The sequence below is a fragment of the Gordonia sp. 852002-51296_SCH5728562-b genome (assembly GCF_001665475.1).
GTDB classification, from domain to species: Bacteria; Actinomycetota; Actinomycetes; order Mycobacteriales; family Mycobacteriaceae; genus Gordonia; species Gordonia sputi.
Genome location: NZ_LZMI01000134.1, coordinates 1 through 17,826 on the forward strand (window position 1 = coordinate 1; position 17,826 = coordinate 17,826).

At 66.0% G+C, this 17,826-nt stretch carries 15 protein-coding genes; 3 read left to right on the forward strand and 12 right to left on the reverse strand.

Translation table 11 applies throughout. The features are described 5' to 3' along the window. Positions 1-132: 132 nt before the first annotated feature. Positions 133-819, reverse strand: coding sequence for a CDP-diacylglycerol--glycerol-3-phosphate 3-phosphatidyltransferase (gene pgsA / locus A5766_RS22875; RefSeq protein ID WP_064906601.1), 687 nt, complete (start codon positions 817-819; stop codon positions 133-135). A gap of 37 nt (positions 820-856) precedes the next feature. Here pgsA and A5766_RS22880 point away from each other — a divergent pair, with 37 nt between their 5' ends. Continuing rightward, the gene (locus A5766_RS22880; protein WP_005204530.1) at positions 857-1,390 is read left to right on the forward strand and encodes an amino-acid N-acetyltransferase; all 534 of its coding nucleotides are present in this window, start codon (positions 857-859) and stop codon (positions 1,388-1,390) included. Positions 1,391-1,441: 51 nt separating this feature from the next. Continuing rightward, positions 1,442-1,726 carry a YciI family protein gene (locus A5766_RS22885; RefSeq protein ID WP_005204529.1) on the forward strand — a complete coding sequence of 95 codons (285 nt, stop codon included), beginning with the start codon at positions 1,442-1,444 and terminating at the stop codon, positions 1,724-1,726. A 50-nt stretch (positions 1,727-1,776) separates the two neighbouring features. On the opposite strand, the gene A5766_RS22890 is transcribed toward A5766_RS22885, so the two are convergent. The 7 genes from A5766_RS22890 to thyX all read right to left on the reverse strand — a co-directional run bounded on the left by A5766_RS22890 (position 1,777) and on the right by thyX (position 11,807). Beyond that, positions 1,777-2,787, reverse strand: coding sequence for a TerC family protein (locus tag A5766_RS22890; RefSeq protein WP_005204527.1), 1,011 nt, complete (start codon positions 2,785-2,787; stop codon positions 1,777-1,779). Between the two features lie 266 nt (positions 2,788-3,053). Next, the gene (locus A5766_RS22895) at positions 3,054-6,116 is read right to left on the reverse strand and encodes an FtsK/SpoIIIE family DNA translocase (RefSeq protein WP_231894793.1); all 3,063 of its coding nucleotides are present in this window, start codon (positions 6,114-6,116) and stop codon (positions 3,054-3,056) included. A 188-nt stretch (positions 6,117-6,304) separates the two neighbouring features. Beyond that, positions 6,305-6,937 (reverse strand): TIGR03085 family metal-binding protein, encoded by a 633-nt coding sequence (locus A5766_RS22900; protein WP_039855085.1) that lies wholly within the window; start codon positions 6,935-6,937, stop codon positions 6,305-6,307. 35 nt (positions 6,938-6,972) lie between these two features. Continuing rightward, positions 6,973-7,743 (reverse strand): tyrosine-protein phosphatase, encoded by a 771-nt coding sequence (locus tag A5766_RS22905; protein WP_064866807.1) that lies wholly within the window; start codon positions 7,741-7,743, stop codon positions 6,973-6,975. A 212-nt stretch (positions 7,744-7,955) separates the two neighbouring features. After that, on the reverse strand, positions 7,956-10,022 hold the full coding sequence (locus A5766_RS22910) for a ribonuclease J (protein WP_005204521.1): 2,067 nt from the start codon (positions 10,020-10,022) through the stop codon (positions 7,956-7,958). Next, a complete protein-coding gene (dapA, locus tag A5766_RS22920; protein ID WP_005204512.1) occupies positions 10,022-10,927 on the reverse strand; it encodes a 4-hydroxy-tetrahydrodipicolinate synthase in 906 nt (301 codons plus the stop codon). Before dapA ends, A5766_RS22910 begins: the two co-directional genes overlap by 1 nt. A 127-nt stretch (positions 10,928-11,054) precedes the next feature. Then, positions 11,055-11,807: an FAD-dependent thymidylate synthase gene (gene thyX / locus A5766_RS22925; RefSeq protein WP_005204511.1), complete on the reverse strand. Its 753-nt coding sequence runs from the start codon at positions 11,805-11,807 to the stop codon at positions 11,055-11,057. Between the two features lie 147 nt (positions 11,808-11,954). On the opposite strand from thyX, the gene A5766_RS22930 reads away from it, so the two are divergent. Then, entirely contained in the window at positions 11,955-13,364 is a 1,410-nt protein-coding gene (locus A5766_RS22930) for an amidase (protein WP_039855064.1), read from the forward strand. 15 nt (positions 13,365-13,379) lie between these two features. On the opposite strand, the gene A5766_RS22935 is transcribed toward A5766_RS22930, so the two are convergent. The 4 genes from A5766_RS22935 to A5766_RS22950 form a co-directional block, all read right to left on the reverse strand. Then, positions 13,380-14,144, reverse strand: a complete 765-nt coding sequence (locus tag A5766_RS22935; RefSeq protein ID WP_005204507.1) for an HAD-IIB family hydrolase — start codon at positions 14,142-14,144, stop codon at positions 13,380-13,382. A 69-nt stretch (positions 14,145-14,213) separates the two neighbouring features. After that, positions 14,214-15,458, reverse strand: coding sequence for a winged helix-turn-helix domain-containing protein (locus A5766_RS22940; protein WP_039855082.1), 1,245 nt, complete (start codon positions 15,456-15,458; stop codon positions 14,214-14,216). Positions 15,459-15,469: 11 nt separating this feature from the next. After that, positions 15,470-15,994, reverse strand: a complete 525-nt coding sequence (locus tag A5766_RS22945; RefSeq protein WP_005204503.1) for a dihydrofolate reductase — start codon at positions 15,992-15,994, stop codon at positions 15,470-15,472. 9 nt (positions 15,995-16,003) lie between these two features. Then, the gene (locus A5766_RS22950) at positions 16,004-17,695 is read right to left on the reverse strand and encodes a PE-PPE domain-containing protein (protein WP_005204500.1); all 1,692 of its coding nucleotides are present in this window, start codon (positions 17,693-17,695) and stop codon (positions 16,004-16,006) included. Positions 17,696-17,826: the final 131 nt, after the last annotated feature.

The following is a 17,826-nucleotide window of genomic DNA, read 5'->3' on the forward strand; positions in this document are numbered from 1 at the left end:
CCCACCCTTCGAGCTCACGGCGCTCGTCATCGGTCAGAACAATATCCACTGCTCGCGGACCCCGGGTTGCCATTCCCTAGCCTAACAACCGAATGACAATTAATGACTCAGGACACTAGTGGCGCGTACCCATCACACGGTGTCGGAATGGCGGTGCGGCGAAGGCGGAAGGGAATCGGAAGTCTTGCGGGACCCGGGAGCCTTGCGTAGCGAACCGGTCGTCGAGTCCGACCGAGCTGCCCGCACGCGCACGCGTAGCGCCTGCCAGGTGTAGTCGACGCCCGTCACCACGGTCACAGCGACGGCGGCCCACATGATCACCATCGCGATCGTGTGCCACACACCGTGCAACGGGAGCACGAGGAGCCCGATACCGACCGACTGCAGCAACGTTTTCAGCTTGCCGCCGCGGCTCGCCGGGATCACCGCGTATCGAATCACCCAGAAGCGCAGGAGCGTCGCCCACAACTCGCGGACCAGGATGATGCCGGTCACCCACCAGCTCAGATCACCCAGGATCGACAGACCGATGAGTGCCGCACCGATCAGCGCCTTGTCGGCGATCGGATCCGCCATCTTCCCGAAGTCGGTCACGAGTCCGCGTTCGCGGGCGAGCCTGCCGTCGACCCTGTCGGTGAACGCGGCACCCGCGAAGATGACGGCGGCGACGACCCGCCACACCGTGTTGTGCCCGCCGTCGATGAAGAGCACTGCGACGAACACGGGAACCAGCAGGATGCGGAACACCGTCAGTGCATTGGCGATGTTGACCACCGGCACCGGGTCGACCGGGTCGGTGATGTGATCGGGAGTCCGCACCCCTCCAGCCTATCTGTCGCGACTAGGCTCATATGCCGTGCCCACTGCCGAACAGGAAACGGTGCCCCTCATTCGACGCGCCCGCACGTCCGACGTGCCCCGCATCAAGGAGCTCATCGACCTCTACGCGGGCAGAATCCTGCTCGAGAAGAACCTCGTCACGCTGTACGAAGCGGTCCAGGAGTTCTGGGTCGCCGAACTCGACGACGTCGTCGTGGGTTGCGGTGCGCTGCACGTTCTCTGGGCCGATCTGGGCGAGGTACGTACCGTCGCGGTCGACACGCGCTTCGCCGGCCGCGGGATCGGGCACCTGCTGGTGGGTCAGCTTATGTCGGTTGCGCGGGAACTCCAACTGTCCCGAGTGTTCGTGCTGACCTTTGAGACCGCATTCTTCGGAAGGCACGGGTTCCGCGAAATCGAGGGCACGCCCGTCACCCGCGAGGTGTACGAAGAGATGTGCCGCTCGTACGACACCGGCGTCGCCGAGTTCCTCGACCTGAGCTACGTCAAGCCGAACACCCTCGGCAACACCCGCATGCTCGCCCATCTCGACAAGAGTTCTGGCGACTAGAAACCCTGACCCAGCAAACACCCTGACCAACCACACACCAGGAGCGACATCGTGGCGATCTTCGCAGTCCACTACACCTACGGCCCGGCCAAAGCCGCCATGCGAGACCAGCACCGGGCATTGCACCGCGAGTGGTTGTCCGAGGAGTTCAAGGCAGGCAATGTGCTGATGACCGGTCCCTACCCCGACGGCTCGGGCGCGTTGATCCTCGTACGGGGCACCGACCTCGACGAGGCCGAGGTGTTCATCGCCAACGATCCGTTCAACGCGCACCAGGCCATTGACGGCGTACGGGTCGTCGAGTGGACCCAGGTGTACGGCCCCTTCACCGACTAGCTCGCAGGTAGCTCGTAGGAGCCGCCGCACACCCGGGCAGGTCGACGACGCTACTCGTCGTGTCGGACCGCCGGTTCACTCGATGACGCACCCTTGTGCTTCGACCAGAGCAGGCTCGCCACCGTGGTGATCACGAGTGTCGCGAGGATAACCGACAACGACAGCACCGTCGAGATCTCCGGTACCGCTACGTGCTCGCCGCCGTTGATAAACGGCAGCGTGTTCTCGTGGAGCGCGTGCAGCACCAGCTTCACGCCGATGAAGCCGAGGATGAACGAGAGACCGTAGGACAGGAACACCAGCCGGTCGAGTAGCCCGCCGAGCAGGAAGTAGAGCTGGCGAAGGCCCATCAACGCGAACGCATTGGCCGTGAACACGAGGTACGGCTCCTGTGTGAGGCCGTAGATCGCGGGAATCGAGTCGAGCGCGAACAAGACGTCGGTGAAACCGATGACGATCAGGACGAGCAGCATCGGCGTGGCCCACCGCTTGCCGTTGATCCTGGTGAAGAGCTTGTCGCCGTCGTACTCGTCGCTGGTGCGCAAACGCTTCTTGAGGAAACGCTCGAGCCTCGTCTCGCGCTCCTCCTCGTGCTCGACGGGGTCGTCGCTCTCGCGGAGCAGCTTGATCGCCGTGAAGATGAGGAAGGCGCCGAAGAGGTAGAACACCCAGCTATAGGCGTTGATCGCGGCGGCGCCGACGGCGATGAACGCGCCACGCATCACCAGCGCCATCACGATGCCGAGAAGCAGTACCTTCTGTTGGAACTCGCGTGGCACCGCGAACTTGCTCATGATGATCACGAACACGAAGAGGTTGTCGACGGACAGCGCCTTCTCGGTGACGTAGCCGGCGAAGTACTCACCGCCGTAGGTTCCGCCCCATTGCCACCAGACGAAGAAACCGAAGACGACGGCGATCGAGATGTAGATTGCCGACCACATTCCGGATTCGCGGAGCGACGGCGCGTGTGGAACACGCACGTGGGCGAAGAAGTCGAAGACGAAGAGGCCGAGGATCACCACACAGGTGATCGCCCAGACGGTAGGTGAAACATTCACGAAAGATCTACCTCCAGCGCGCAGCACAAAACGGTTGCGATGCCAGAGGTCTCTCCCGCCCGGCGCCGCCTCGTACTGTGCAGCGATGAATCCGGACCAGTTGTCCGGGCCGGGGGTGTCGCGCGATGATCTGCATCGTCGACCTCCCGACCGTATTGACGGACAGACTGCGAGGTTGGGGATACTCCCCTCTTCGATCTGCCGACCACTTTAACAGTTGAATGAAGCCGAGGTATATCCCGTTCGTCCGCTATGCCCGAAACGCGTCATTCGTCGCTGCTCCCCGTGTCGCCACCACCGGTGATCGACGCGATGACCCCTGCGAGATCGTCCGGTTTCACGAGCACCTCGCGCGCCTTCGACCCCTCGCTCGGACCCACGACACCACGCGTCTCCATGAGGTCCATCAGTCGCCCTGCCTTGGCGAACCCGACGCGCAGCTTGCGCTGCAACATCGACGTCGAGCCGAACTGGCTCGACACGACGAGTTCGATGGCCTGCAGCAGATCGTCGAGATCGTTGCCGATATCGCCGTCGATGTCCTTCTTATCGCCGGCCTTGGCTGTCGTCACGCCCTCGGTGTACTCGGGATCGGCCTGCTCACGTGCATAGTCGACGACGGCCGCGATCTCCTCGTCGGTGATGAACGCTCCCTGCATACGGACAGGCTTGTTCGCGCCCATCGGAAGGAACAGTCCGTCGCCCATGCCGATGAGCTTCTCGGCGCCGGGCTGATCGAGGATGACGCGGGAGTCGGTCAACGACGACGTCGCGAACGCCAATCGCGACGGCACGTTGGTCTTGATCAGACCGGTGACGACGTCGACGGAGGGTCGCTGGGTCGCCAACACGAGGTGGATACCGGCAGCACGTGCCTTCTGTGTGATGCGGACGATCGCATCCTCGACGTCGCGTGGGGCGGTCATCATCAGGTCGGCGAGCTCGTCGACGATGGCAAGGATGTACGGATACGGCTTGTAGACGCGTTCGGAACCGAGAGGCGTCGTGATCTCCCCCGAGGCCACCTTGCTGTTGAAGTCGTCGATGTGGCGCACCCGCGACGCCTTCATGTCCTGATAGCGCTGCTCCATCTCCTCGACGAGCCACGCGAGCGCAGCAGCAGCCTTCTTGGGCTGCGTGATGATCGGCGTGATCAGGTGCGGAATGCCCTCGTACGGCGTGAGTTCCACCATCTTCGGGTCGATGAGGATCATCCGCACCTGCTCCGGCGTCGCGCGCGTCAGCAGCGACACGAGCATCGAGTTCACGAAGCTCGACTTACCCGAACCCGTCGAACCAGCGACCAGCAGATGCGGCATCTTCGCGAGGTTGGCGCTCACGAAATCGCCCTCGATGTCCTTACCCAGGCCGATCACCAGCGGATGCGAGTCCTTGCGGGTCGACGGCGCCTTGAGGACGTCTGCCAGGCGCACCATCTCCCGATCGGAGTTGGGCACCTCGATACCGACCGCGGATTTACCCGGGATAGGTGCGAGCAACCGAACGTTGTCGGTGGCCACCGCGTAGGCGATGTTGCGCTGCAGCGCGGTGATCTTCTCAACCTTCACACCGGGACCGAGCTCCACCTCGTATCGCGTGACGGTCGGTCCGCGGGTGTACCCGGTGACCGCCGCGTCGATCTTGAACTGCTCGAGCACCCCGGTGATGCGATCGATCATGTCGTCGTTGGTCTGGCTACCGCGCTTGGGCGGGTCACCGTCGACGAGCAACGTGGCCGGCGGCAGGCGGTAGTCGCCTTCGACATCGGCGAGCACAAGGGCATCCGAGTCGACGGCGGTGTCGACGGCAGGCTCCGATGCTGCGGGCCGTGTGGGCGCAGACGTCTCGCGACTGCGCGACTTGGCAACCTCGCCTGCGCGCTTGCGGGTCGTCCCGGTAGCCGGCCGCGCGATCTGCTCGGTGACCTCGTCGACGACGGGTTCGGTCAGCATGTCGTCGAAGTTGTCGGTCGGGACGTCTGCCACGTCGACGGTCGGTGTCGGCACCGCGATGGGTGCGCTACGCCGATCCGAGCGCGCAGTGCGCCGCCGCGGACGCACCGTCGAATCGTCGTCGGGCGGGTAGTTCTCGTACGGGTCGTCGGACCGGAGACCCGATGCCGAACGAGACCATCCGCCGGTGGCGAAGTCGTCGTCAGCATCGACGGCGTCATCGTCATAGGCCGCATCGTCCTCGTACTCGGCGTCGCCGTACTCTGCGTCGTCGTCCCACGGGAGATCGTCGTCGATGCGCCCGCCGCCCAGTCCGAGCCAGCCCGCGGCAGCGTCGACGACCTCGCGGATCGTGCGGCCGGAGAGAATCAGGACACCGAAAGCGATGCACAGCACCAGGATCGGCACCGACACCCACGCCGTGACACCCGCGGTGAGCGGCGTTCCGACCACGTATCCGACGAATCCGCCCGCATGTGACCGGCCGGGAAGGTCCTCGGGCGCCCCGGCCACCAGGTGCATCAGACCCAGCAGCGGCAACACGATGAGCAATGTGCCGCCGATGTACCGCGCGCGCTTCTCGGGGTTTGGACCCCGCCGCATCAGCACGATCGCGCCTGCGACGAGGGCGACCGGTACCAACAGTGCAGCGGTACCGACGACGGCCCGCACCAGAGCATCGATGAACGCGCCGACCGGACCGGCCGCCCCGAGCCACACTCCGACAGAGACGAGCAGTGCCAGGGCGAGCAACGCCAGCCCCGTCCCGTCGCGCCGATGCGAATGTCCCTGCGCACCGGATGGGTGCCGGTCGCGACGGCCCTCGAAACCGGAGACGTCATCGGAGGTCAGATAGCCGTCGTCGGTGACATCCCCGTCTCTGAAGTCCCCATCCCTGAAGTCCCCGTCTGTGAAATCCCCGTCTGCGAAATCCCCGTCGACAACCGGCGCTGTCGTGGAGTGCCCGGTGCCCGCCCGTGCGACCGAACCGACCCCCCTCGCGAGCAGCGACCACGCACCGCCGAGACCACGGCCGACTCCCCTACCGACCACAGGGCCTGCGGAGCGTCGACTGATGTCGGCGGACTGCTGCTTGCGGACCTGCTGTTGACTGCCCGAAGTCTGCTTGCGTCCCGAACCCTGCTTGCGCGCCGACGTCGACGACGCTGTGCGTGTACGCCCGGTGGTGCTGGCGCGCGATCCTGACGAGCGACTTCCCGACGACCTACTTCCCGACGACGCAGTCTGTCGCCGCCCGCCCGTGCTCTGCTGACGGCCTGTCCGTCCCCCCGTTGCACCCCGTCCCGCCGCTGCGCGCTGTCCACCGCTTGCGCGTGACGCGGCCGCGGCCGAACTCGTGCCTGCCTTCGAAGCCATACGGACAGACTAGTGGTCACCCATCACCTGAGTCACATGCACAACACAGGCAACACGACTGTGTGTCGAATTCGTAACCGTTGCCCGGATCACGCGCTACGACGCCGACGTACGAACGCGCAGCTCAACGGAAGAATCAGCGGGATTCAGACGGGGAGATTCACACTGGGAAATTCATACTGGGAAGTTCATACGGAGCGGGTGGTTGCCAAGACCGCCGCGATCGCGTCGGGGTCGCCAGACCAGGTGATCGCGACGGGCGCACGGCCGTAGGCGAACAAAAGTAATTCGCCGACGGTCCCGGTGGCCATAACCGGTTCACCTGACCCCACGACCAGCAGGTTCTCGCCGTCCGGTGTCGCGAGCGTGACCTGGGCAGGCATCGACCGCAGCGTGAGCTTCCCCATACCCTTCAGCGGGGTACGCAGTGCCTGCGTCATGTCAGCACTCAGCTCGCGGGGAGTCCACGGTCCGTCCGGATCAGCGCCACCGCGCAACACGTCCTCGTGGTGGATGAACATCTCAGCGAGATTGGCCCACCTGTCGACAAGGCGGAACATCGAATACCACGGCGGACCGTCGGCGACCTCCTCGACGAGGTCGGGCCACGGCTGGGCAGCGGTGTGCGCCTGGACCTTCTCGGTGTGCCCGGCCAACGGACTGACGACGATTCCGAGCGCTGCGTCGGGCCGACGCTCGCGGATCACCAGGTGTGCCGCGAGGTCGCGGGTATCCCAGTCGCCACACAGCGTGGGCGCGTCTGGTCCGACGGTCCGCAGCGTCGCGGCCAACGCCGCCCGTTCCGACTGTGCAAGTGTCACCACTCCACCCTAGCCAGGCCGGACGGCGTCGCGATTCAGATCGATGGCAGCAGCAATGCCTTCTTCAGTCCCGCGATATCCGAATCGGAAAGCCGCAGTCCCTTGTGGACGTAGTTCTCGAAGCTGCCGTAGGTCTTGTCTGCGGCAGCAAACGCGGTGTTCAGCAGGCCGATGTTCACGCCGTTGAGCGGATCGTTGGGCGATGCGTGGCGGAATGTGTTGCTGGCGAGGAAGTCGGCGTCGACGACCTGCCGATCGACACCGAGAACGGTGAGCAGGACCGCCGCGAGCCACCCCGTACGATCCTTGCCCGCGCTGCAATGGAACAGCACCGATCCGCCTGCGCCGACGGTGTTCTTGATGTCGAGCAGCGACGCGCGGAATGCCTCGCGCGCGTGCGAATCGGTCACGAAGGCGCGGTAGGCGCTCGGCAGATCGACGAGGTACGAAACCGGGACCGCACCGAGGACGTCGAAATTGTGGCGCGTGGCACCGGGAACCGCTTTGTCGGGCTGCACAGTGGACTCGAGCTGAGTGCGCAGATCGATGATCGAGCGCAGTTGGTGTCGCTCGAGCACACCGACGCCTGCGGGAGTGAGGGAAGCAAGATTGGCGCTGCGAATCACCTTGTCGGAGATGCGCATTCCGCTGATCGTCGTGTAATTGGCAAAGGTGCGGGCGTTCTGGACACCGGGCACCGAGATGGCCAGCGGCGCGGGAGCGGCGTGCGCGGTGATCGCGGCGGGAGCGGCGTGCGCCTGCGCTGCTGTCGCAACCCCGAGTGGGATCAGCGTGGTGCTCAGCACGGTCGCGGCGATCGTGATTTTTCTGGCTGCGGCTGTGGCACGAGACCGGGCATCGCTACACGTATTCGAAGTCACTTCGGGGCTGGCCTTTCGGGGCGTCATGTCACCGCACAACGAGACACCGCGCCCCGTCGCCCACCCGCGAAACCGCGGGCCGCAGTGAGCATATCGACTGGCGCCTCACGTCGAGACGTGAGACCAACCACAGCCCGTTACGAACCGACCGCGAGCACCGTCGGCACGATCATCGGGCGTCGACGATACGTGTCGGCAACCCATCGTCCGACCACCCGTCGAATCGTCTGGGCGATCCGATGCGCGTCGGTAACCCCTTCTGCCGCAAGCGAATCGAGCGCCTGGTCGACCAGGTTCGCAGCCTCTTTGAGCGCTTCCGGATCGTCGGAGAAGCCGCGTCCGGCGACCTCGGGCGGACTGACAGCACGACCGGTGGTGGCGTCGATCGCGACCGTGATCGCGATGAACCCGCCCTCCCCGAGGACGAGACGTTCGGACAGCGTCGACTCCCCCACGTCGCCAACCGACAGGCCGTCGACGTAGACGTGGCCGACGGGCACCCGTCCCACGATCTGCGCCTTACCGTCGACGAGGTCGACGACGACGCCGTCCTCGGCGAGCATCACGCGATCGGGGTGCACACCTGTCGCCACCGCGAGAGCCGCGTTGGCGCGTAGATGACGCCATTCCCCGTGCACCGGCATGGCGTTGGTGGGCCGCACGGCGTTGTAGAGGTAGAGCAGCTCGCCGGCCGAGGCATGTCCGGAGACGTGGACCTTGGCGTTCTGCTGCGTGATCACGGTCGCGCCTCGCTTGGCGAGCCCGTTGACGACGGCGAACACCGAGTTCTCGTTGCCCGGGATCAACGACGATGCCAGCACGACGAGGTCGTCGGCGCGGATGTTGATCTGACGATGTTCGCCACGAGCCATCCGCGACAACGCCGAGAGCGGCTCGCCCTGCGAACCGGTGGAGATCAGCACCAGCCGGTGATCCGGGAGCGTCGCGGCGGTATCCATGTCGACGACGACGCCGTCGGGCACGTGCAGGTATCCCAGATCCTGGGCGATCTGCATGTTGCGCACCATGGACCGCCCGACGAAGGTCACGCGCCTGTTGTGGGCGTGCGCGACGTCGATGATCTGTTGGATGCGGTGCACGTGGCTGGCGAACGATGCGACGATCACGCGCTGCTTGGCCTTGCCGATGACCTGGTCGAGAACCGAGCCGATCTCGCGTTCCGGCGTCACGAACCCGGGGACCTCGGCGTTCGTGGAGTCGACCAGGAAGAGGTCGACGCCCTCGTCGCCGAGACGACTGAAGCCTGCGAGGTCGGTGAGGCGGTTGTCGAGTGGGAGCTGGTCGAGCTTGATGTCGCCGGTGTGCAACACCAGACCCGCGGGCGTGCGAATCGCCACCGCGAGCGCATCCGGGATCGAGTGGTTGACCGCGAAGAACTCGAGGTCGAACGGCCCGTAATCGAGCCGATCACCCTCACGCACCTCGACGAGCTTGGGCCGCAGGCGATGTTCCTTGCACTTCGCGTCGACGAGCGCGAGAGTGAATTTCGCGCCGACGACCGGGATATCGCTCCGCAAACGCAGCAGGAACGGTACTGCGCCGATGTGATCCTCATGCCCGTGGGTGAGGACGACCGCCTCGACGTCGTCGATGCGATCCTCGATATAGCGAAAATCGGGGAGGATGAGGTCGACGCCGGGCTGCGCGTCCTCGGGGAACAGGACTCCCGCGTCGACGACCAGCAGCCGCCCGTTGTACTCGAAAACAGTCATGTTGCGGCCGATTTCGCCGATCCCGCCCAGCGCGACCACACGGAGTCCGCCACGTGGCAGCTTGCGCGGGGTACCGAGCCGGTCGACCGCCGGGTCTACGGGGATCGACTCACGACGACCGGCCTGTCCTTGAGCCCCCGACTGCTTGCCGCCACCCGAGGCTTGTGCATCGTCACGACGCTCGTGCCTGCCGCGACGCCGACCGCGCCCCTGGTTCTGTTCGCCGGACGGCTTGGAACCCTGCTGCGCCGGGGCTTGCTTCTGCGCGGGCGCATCCTGCCCGCGGGTCTCACGCCGGGCGGCTTGCTGGGCAGGAGCTTCCTGCGCGGGAGTTTGCTGGGCAGGCGCTTGCTTGGCAGGAACTTCCTGGGCTGGTGCCTGCTTCTGCTCGGGTGCCTGCACCGGACGTTCGGCGGCAGGCGTGGGAGGTCCCGCTTGGCGTGAGGCGCTGCGTCGACGTTGGGTTGCCATCAGGCGAGCACCCCCGCCGCACGCAGGTCGGTGATCAGCGCTTCGATCTGCGGGCCCGTCGCGGGCACCTGCGGCAAACGCGGATCTCCGACGTCGAAGCCCAGAACACGCAGCGACGCCTTGACCATGGTCACCCCACCGAGGCGACCCATCGCATTGACCAGCGGCAGGATCGACGTGTTGATCGCGCGTGCTGCGACGAGATCGCCCTTCTCGACGGCGATCTGCATGTCTCGCAGGCGATCAGGCACGAGGTGTCCGATCACGCTGACAAATCCGGTCGCCCCCACCGAGAGCCACGGCAGGTTCAGTGCGTCCTCGCCGGAGAGGTACTCGAGGCCGGTCGTGGCGATGATGCCTGCCGCCGAGTGCAGATCTCCCTTGGCGTCCTTGACGCCCTTGATGCGCGGGTGCTCGGCGAGCGCGATGAGTGTCTCGTTGGCGATCGGGACCACAGAGCGCGGCGGAATGTCGTAGAGCAGGACCGGAAGCGACGTCGAATCGGCGACGGCCCGGAAGTGTGCCAGCAACCCTGCCTGCGGCGGCTTGGAGTAGTAGGGGGTGACGACGAGAAGCGCGTGCGCACCGGCCTGCTCGGAGGCCTGCGCGAATCGGATGCTCTCCGCGGTGTCGTAGCTTCCCGCGCCCTGCGTGATGCGGGCGCGGTCGCCGACTGCCGAGAGTACGACGCGCAGCAGGTCGAGCTTCTCCTGCGGCGTGGTTGTCGGAGACTCGCCGGTCGTCCCGGAGACGACGAGTCCGTCGCATCCCTTGGACACCAAGTGATCTGCCAGTTCAGCGGCCTTGTCGAGATCGAGCGAGCCGTCGGCGCGGAAGGGGGTCACCATTGCCACCACGTTGGTCCCGAAGGGGTGCGTGTGCAGCTGCTGCGCTCCTGCGTTCATGGTGGTCAAGGCTACCGTGGCGCCGGGAGCGGGAGCGAGCGGGCCACATCAGCGCCGTGGCGCCGGGAGCGTGAGCGAGCGGGCCACGCCGATTAAGCCCCGCACAACTCCACGCGGGTCCCGCTGCTCAGCCTTCGAGCACGAACGGCGATGTGGCGACCTCGGTGCCGTCGGCGAGCGTGCCGATCTCGAAGTCGCCGAACACGGTCGGCGCGACATCCATGAGTTGACGCAGGCATTCGACGGCGAGCTGGCGGATCTCGACGTCGGCGTGTTCGGTGGCGCGCATGCCGACGAAGTGTCGCCACGCGCGGTAGTTGCCGGTGACGACGATCTTGGTTTCGGTCGCGTTGGGCAGCACCGACCGCGCGGCTTGCCGTGCCTGCTTGCGGCGCAGGATCGCGTTGGGCACGTCAGCGAATTTCGCCTCCAGGGCGTCGAGTAGTTCGCCGTACGCCTTGCGACTCGCGTCGGTGGCTTCGGCGAACAACGCCTCGAGGTGCGCGTCGCCCTCGATTGCCGGTGGTGCGACCACGTTCGAGTCGTGTTCGGGGACGAACCGCTGCGAGAGCTGCGAGTACGAGAAGTGACGATGCCGAATCAGTTCGTGCGTGCACGACCGCGAGATCCCGGTGATGTAGAAGGTCACGTTCGCGTGCTCGAGTAGCGACAGGTGACCGACCTCGAGGATGTGCCGCAGGTAACCGGCGTTCGTCGCGGTTCGGGGATTGGGCTTGTCCCAGCTCTGATAGCAAGCGCGGCCCGCGAACTCGACGAGCGCCTCGCCGCCGTCGGCGTCGGTGCTCCACGGGACGTCCTCGGGCGGGTTGAACGTGGTCGCGGCGACCATCTGCACCTTCAACGGGACCATGTCCGACATGCCGCCTCCTCTCACCTAGTGGGCATCCATGATTGTCCATCAGCGCGACCTTCACGACCCGAGCACCCCGTCGTCCGAGGGAGCTCTCGGCAACACCTGCGGAGTTTCAGCACCCGCCCCGGTGCCCGACGGGGGACGATGGGTGGCATGCCCGATCTGCACTTCAGTTCTGTTCACAGCCAGCGCTCCTGGGTCGTCGACGGCCAGGTCACCTCTCGCGAACTCGTCGAGCACAGCTTGGCCGAGATCGCTCGCCTCGACCCCACGCTCAACGCGTTCTCCACCGTCCTGCACGACGAGGCGCGAGCCGAAGCCGATCGACTCGACGCCGCACTACGCGACGGCGCCCCTGCCGGCCCGCTGCACGGGGTACCGATCGCGATCAAGGACGAGAACGACGTGCGCGGTGTGCCCACGGCATTTGGTGGGGCGTCGGTGACGACGCCGGCACGGGCCGATTCGGAGGTGGTCACGCGTCTGCGCGATGCGGGCGCTGTGATCATCGGCAAGACACGGATGCCCGAATTCGGCATCTGGCCCTTCACCGAAACGGCGGCGCACGGCTGGACACGGAACCCGTGGGACCTCGACCGATCCCCCGCCGGCTCGAGCGGAGGCACCGCGGCAGCGGTCGCGTCGGGGATGGTGGCCGCAGGGATCGGCGGCGACGGCGGTGGGTCGATCCGTCTCCCTTCGAGCTGGTGCGGTCTGTTCGGACTCAAACCGCAGCGAGGGCGGGTCAGTACGGCACCCAACCCCGACCTGTGGCGAGCCCTGGGCACCCTGGGTCCGTTGACCCGCACCGTCGCCGACAGCGCACTCATCTACGACGTGATCTCCGGCGCGACGTCGACCGACAGGTTTCATGCCGCCGCGCTCCCCGGCTCCTTCGTCGACGCCGCGGCCACGCCGCCCGGCCGCCTGCGAATCCGACTGTCGTTTCGCAATCCGATGCGGGCGGGCATGGTCGACGATGAGTCGGCCGCCGCGATACGCGCGCTGGCCGACCGCCTGCGCGAGGCCGGCCACGACGTCGTCGAATCCGATCCCGACTACCCACTGCTGTCGGGGGTCTTCTTGGTGCAAACCGCGTCGGGCGTCTCCGAAGAGGCTGCGCGCGTGGAACATCCGGACAGGCTCGAGCGCAACACTCGACGCATCGCCCGCGTCGGACGTGTCCTCCACGCGGGCGCCGGGTGGGCAGAACGACGTGCGGAGCGGATCGCCGAGACGCTCCTTGCACAGATCTTCGACGACTACGACGTCCTGCTGACGCCGACCACCCTCACCACGGCCGTCAAGGCCGGACAGCTCGACCGACGCGGTTTCGTGGGCCTTCTGCGCGCAGCCGGGGAGACCGCGTCGTACACGGCAGCCTGGAACGTACTGGGCAACCCTGCGGCGGCCGTACCCATCGGAGTGGATCGGTCGGGCCTGCCGCAGAGCGCTCAGCTTGTCGGACCGGCGAACAGCGAGTTGCTACTCGTGTCGCTGGCCACGCAGATCGAGGAGATCGTCGGGTTCGCCGAGCATCGGCCACACGTCACCGAACGGTGAGCACGCCGACTCTGCTCACTCGTCGAGGAGCGCGGTGAGCTTGGCGAGCGTGTCATGCCAGTCGGTCACGCTGATCGACGTGATGCCCAGCTCCATCACCGGCCGGTCGTTGCCGCCCTCGTCGAGCCGGTCACCGTAGAAGAGGATGTCGTCGACGGTGAGGTCGAGGATCTCCATCAGTCGGCGCGCACCGTAGGACTTGTCGATGCCCTTGCGGGTCACGTCCACAGACGTCGATCCGCCGCTGCGGACCTCGAGGTCGGGAAGACGTTCGGCCGCGTACGCGCGCAGCGACTCCTTCTTACGGCCGTCGGGATCCCATGCCTTCTTCGCGTCGACGGGAGCAGCCTGCCCCAACGCGCTGAACGTGATCTGGCTGCCCCGATCCTCCAGTACCGGCCCCCACGTCTCGGTTTCCCACAGGCCGAGTTCTTTCGCGCCGGTCTCGAGCGTCGTCAGGGTGCGCTGCTTCTCGTCGTCGGTGAGGTACTCGGCGTACACGGTCTTCCATTCGGAGCCGTCCCACCGCACGTACTGCGTGCCGTTCGTGGGCATCAGATGCAGGTTCGCACGATTCACGTCGTCGCCGAGTCGGTCGAGCACCTGCACCTGGAACTGATCGAAATTACCGCCCGAGATGATGCACGCTATGCTGCGGTCGAGTAGTCGGCCGAAGACCTCGACCATGGAGTCGTCCATGGGGCTCTTCGACGGTGCCAGGGTGTCGTCGAGGTCGAACATGACCAGTTGGTAGGTGCGCCCGTCGTGCGTGACCGTCATCGGTACCTCTCGTGAACTCTTCGATGTGGTGAATGCCTGCTGGATTGACTCAAAGCCGGAAACAGCATGTCATGCCGAAGCCCCGACGGTGGCATGAGCCAACGTGGCAGCCAGATCGCCACGGGAACCGACCTCGACGCCGTCGAGTCCGAGCCACTGCGCGGTCGTCGCGAGGTCGGTCGCGAGACGCTCGGCGACCATGCCTGCGTCACGCCCCTCCTCGAGGTGAGCCGCAGGCACCCGAAGCACACCCGCGGCGCGGTCGGCCTTGAGATCGACGCGGGCGACGATCTCGTCGCCGAGTAGATAGGGATGCACGTAGTAGCCGTGTACGCGCTTGTGCTCGGGGACGTAGATCTCGATGCGATACCGGAAACCGAAGAGCCGTTCGGCGCGCGGACGAAAGAAGACCAGCGGATCAAAGGGCGAGAGCAGCGTCGACCGCCCGTCCGCAGCGGCGATGCGACGCGGAATCACGGTGTCGGCGTGCATAAACGCGGCGTCTTTCCAGCCACGCACCGACACCTGTTGCAGCGCTGCGTCTTCCACCAACTCAGCGACGACATCGCGAACCTCGGCAGGCTTGAGCCGGTAGTAGTCGGCGAGGTCGGCGACTGTCGCGACGCCAAGCGCCGCAGCAGCATTCGTCACCAACTGCCTGTGCGCATCGACCCTGTCGATGCGACGCTGCGCGACCTCGCCGACGACGCGCTCGGTGAGGTCGTAGTGGCGTCCGAAGTTCGCGTCTCGCACAGCCGACAACTCACCGGAGGCGAACATCGCCTCACACAGATGCTTCACATCGCCGCGGTTCCACCAGCCGCCGGGTGCGCTGGGTTCGCGCTCGATCCCGAGATGACTCTCGATCAGACGCGGCGTCGACGGCCCGATCTCGCCGATGAGCGCCCGAATGTCCGCCGCGAGAACCCGGTTGTCGCGCATGAGTTCTCGCGTGTGGAGATACCGTCCGTCCCGATACTCCTCCATCCGCCAGCCGAACAACGGCCAGTCGTCGACCGGGATCAGTGCGGCCTCGTGCGCCCAATATTCGACGAGCATCCGAGTGGCCCGCCCGGGATGCCACGCGGCGCGGTCGAGCAGGGTTCGGTCGTAGGAGCCGAGCCGCGAGAACAACGGCAGATAGTGCGCTCGCACCGCGATGTTCACCGAATCCATCTGGATCAGTCGCGTGCGTTCGACGATCCGCGAGACCTGTCTGCGCGTGACGGTTCCCGCGGAAGGTCGAGGACCGAATCCCTGTGCGGTGAGGGCGATTCGGGCCGCCTGCGCGGCCGAGAGCTCGGGAGGTGCCATCGCGGAGATGATCAAGCTCCTCGACGCACATCCGACGCCGTGCGGTGACGCGAGTAGTCGACGAAGCGATAGCGAAGCCCGCCAGACGACGTCTCCCACGACGTGGCCTGCGCGACCTCCCATCCGTATGGGTCGATCTCGGGCGCAAACGCGTCGGCTCCCTCGACGAGCAGATCGATCTCGGTGACGTGCAAGCGCGTGGCGTGTTCCATCGCGGCCTCGTAGATCGCGCCGCCACCCATCACCGTGACGGCGCCGACGATCCGATCCAGCGCTTCGCGCAGCGAGCCAGCGATCTCTGCCCCTGGCGCGACGTAGTCAGTGTTCCGGGTGACCACGACGTTGCGACGTTCCGGCAGCGGGCGGAATCGCTCGGGCAGCGACTCCCACGTCTTTCGTCCCATCACGACCGGGTCGGTGCCTGTCAGTTCGCGGAACCGGCGCATGTCCTCGGGGACGCGCCACGGGATCGTGTTCTGACGCCCGATGGCGCCGACACGATCCTGCGCCCAGATGAGTGTGATGCCAGTGGCCATGGACAGAGACTACCGCCGGGGTCCGACAGGCTCTCCCAGCGCGGACCCTTCCCGGTCACCCTTCGTCGAATCATCCTGTCCTGCACTGTTCCCGGCATCCGTGACACCACCAGACTGTGTCGTTCCCGTGGCGGCGGCACCCGGCGCGTCGTCGCCCGGTCGACTGCCACCGCCTGCCGGGTCACCTACCGTCGCGGGGCGTTTCGCTTCGCCCTCCGGGTGCACCTGCGGTTGGGCATTGGGCTTCGTCACCTGCGGGGGCGTCGTCGAAGCTGCGGATGGGTCCGAATCCGACTGATCAGTCGGTGGTGTCGCATTCGCCGACGCCCCGCCGGATTCGACGCCCTGCGGCGCCATCGCATCTGTTCCGCGCTGACCGGACGGCGTCGAGATCGGATCGTTCACCACCGCGGATCGCGCTCCGGCCACGGCGGGAGCCGTCGGTGTGTCAGCGGCGACAGGAGCCGCTGAGACCTCGACGCTCGAACTGAGCGACGAACCCGCTGAACTGCCGGGATGCGCGGCGTCGAACCAGTCACGGAAGCTGAACTCCGGCACCCCGAACGGTCCGCTGATCGCGGTGGTGCCCAGTGGCCGGTTGGACGGATCTCCGGTCTTCTGCGCGACGGCGTCGTCGATCCCTGTCGCAAGCGCGATCGCGACGGTGATGGCGTCACGCACCGGAGAGAACCGGAACCACTGCGCCGCAAGCGGTTCCCCGGGGCTGAGCTCTCGGTTGTAGCCCATCTCGATGATGGTCCGCAGTGGCATGTCCAGTGCGGTGATCCACGTCGCGGGTAGCACGCCCACCAGTGGAACGAGGATCGGCAGGACCTCTGCCGGGATCATGTAATAGTGCGTGTCGCCGTACTCGCCCTGATCGACGGTTCCCGGTGCGCCCAACGGTGATTCAAATGGATAGAGGCCGTGCTGATAGGCGATGCCGAGAACCGCGTTCAGGTCGGCGATCACGTTGAGAGGGTGTGACGGGAAGTCCGAGAAGCCGTCGTACTGGAAGCTGATATCGGTTGTGCGGAAATAGCATTGGCCGTCGACGCAACTGTTTGTCGGCGCCGCGCCGTCCATGCTGATGCCGAGGAACGGAATCGACAATCCAGCGAACCTCGCGAGGATTCCCCCGTTGGGCCTGTTCACGTCCGCGGCCAGAACGAAAGAGACGTCGGGGGCCGACGCCCAGCCGACGCTCGAGTAGTAGTCGATCAGCGATCGCTTGGTGATCGCCGCGATCCTGGTGCTCTGCGAGTATCCGAACACGACGAGCTGATCGCCCGCTGCGGGCGTGCCGAACGAGAGATTGCGCGGACACGCAGTGGCTCCCGATATGCAGGCGCTCAGATTCGCCACTCCGAGCGCGACCGAACGATCGAAACTCAGGTCGCCCGCGGTGAACGGCGCGAACTCCTCCGGCGTGTACACGGCGACCTTGTTGAGGTCGGCCGCGTTCACACCACTGGCCTGCGCGAGGTAGTTCGACGCGATGAGATTGAGATAGGTGTCGACGAACTCGTCGGTTTGCGCTTGAGGACCGAAGTCCACCAACGGATTCCAGGTACCACCCATGATGAGTGCCGTGACGGTCGCCGCGTTCGCCACCGTCATGGCGGCAGCCGCCCAGACAGCTCCGATGACGCCACCGATCGCCGACGCCATCGCGGCGCAGACACGCAGAATCGATCCCATATGTAGTTACCAACCGATCGGGCCTACCGCTCCCGACCCGACTTCGATAGTCAGCCCGTTGGTCGCACGGTGCGCCCGATCAACGAGACCGGCAGAGTGCGGTTAGGCCCATCAGATCTCCGCTCGGCACG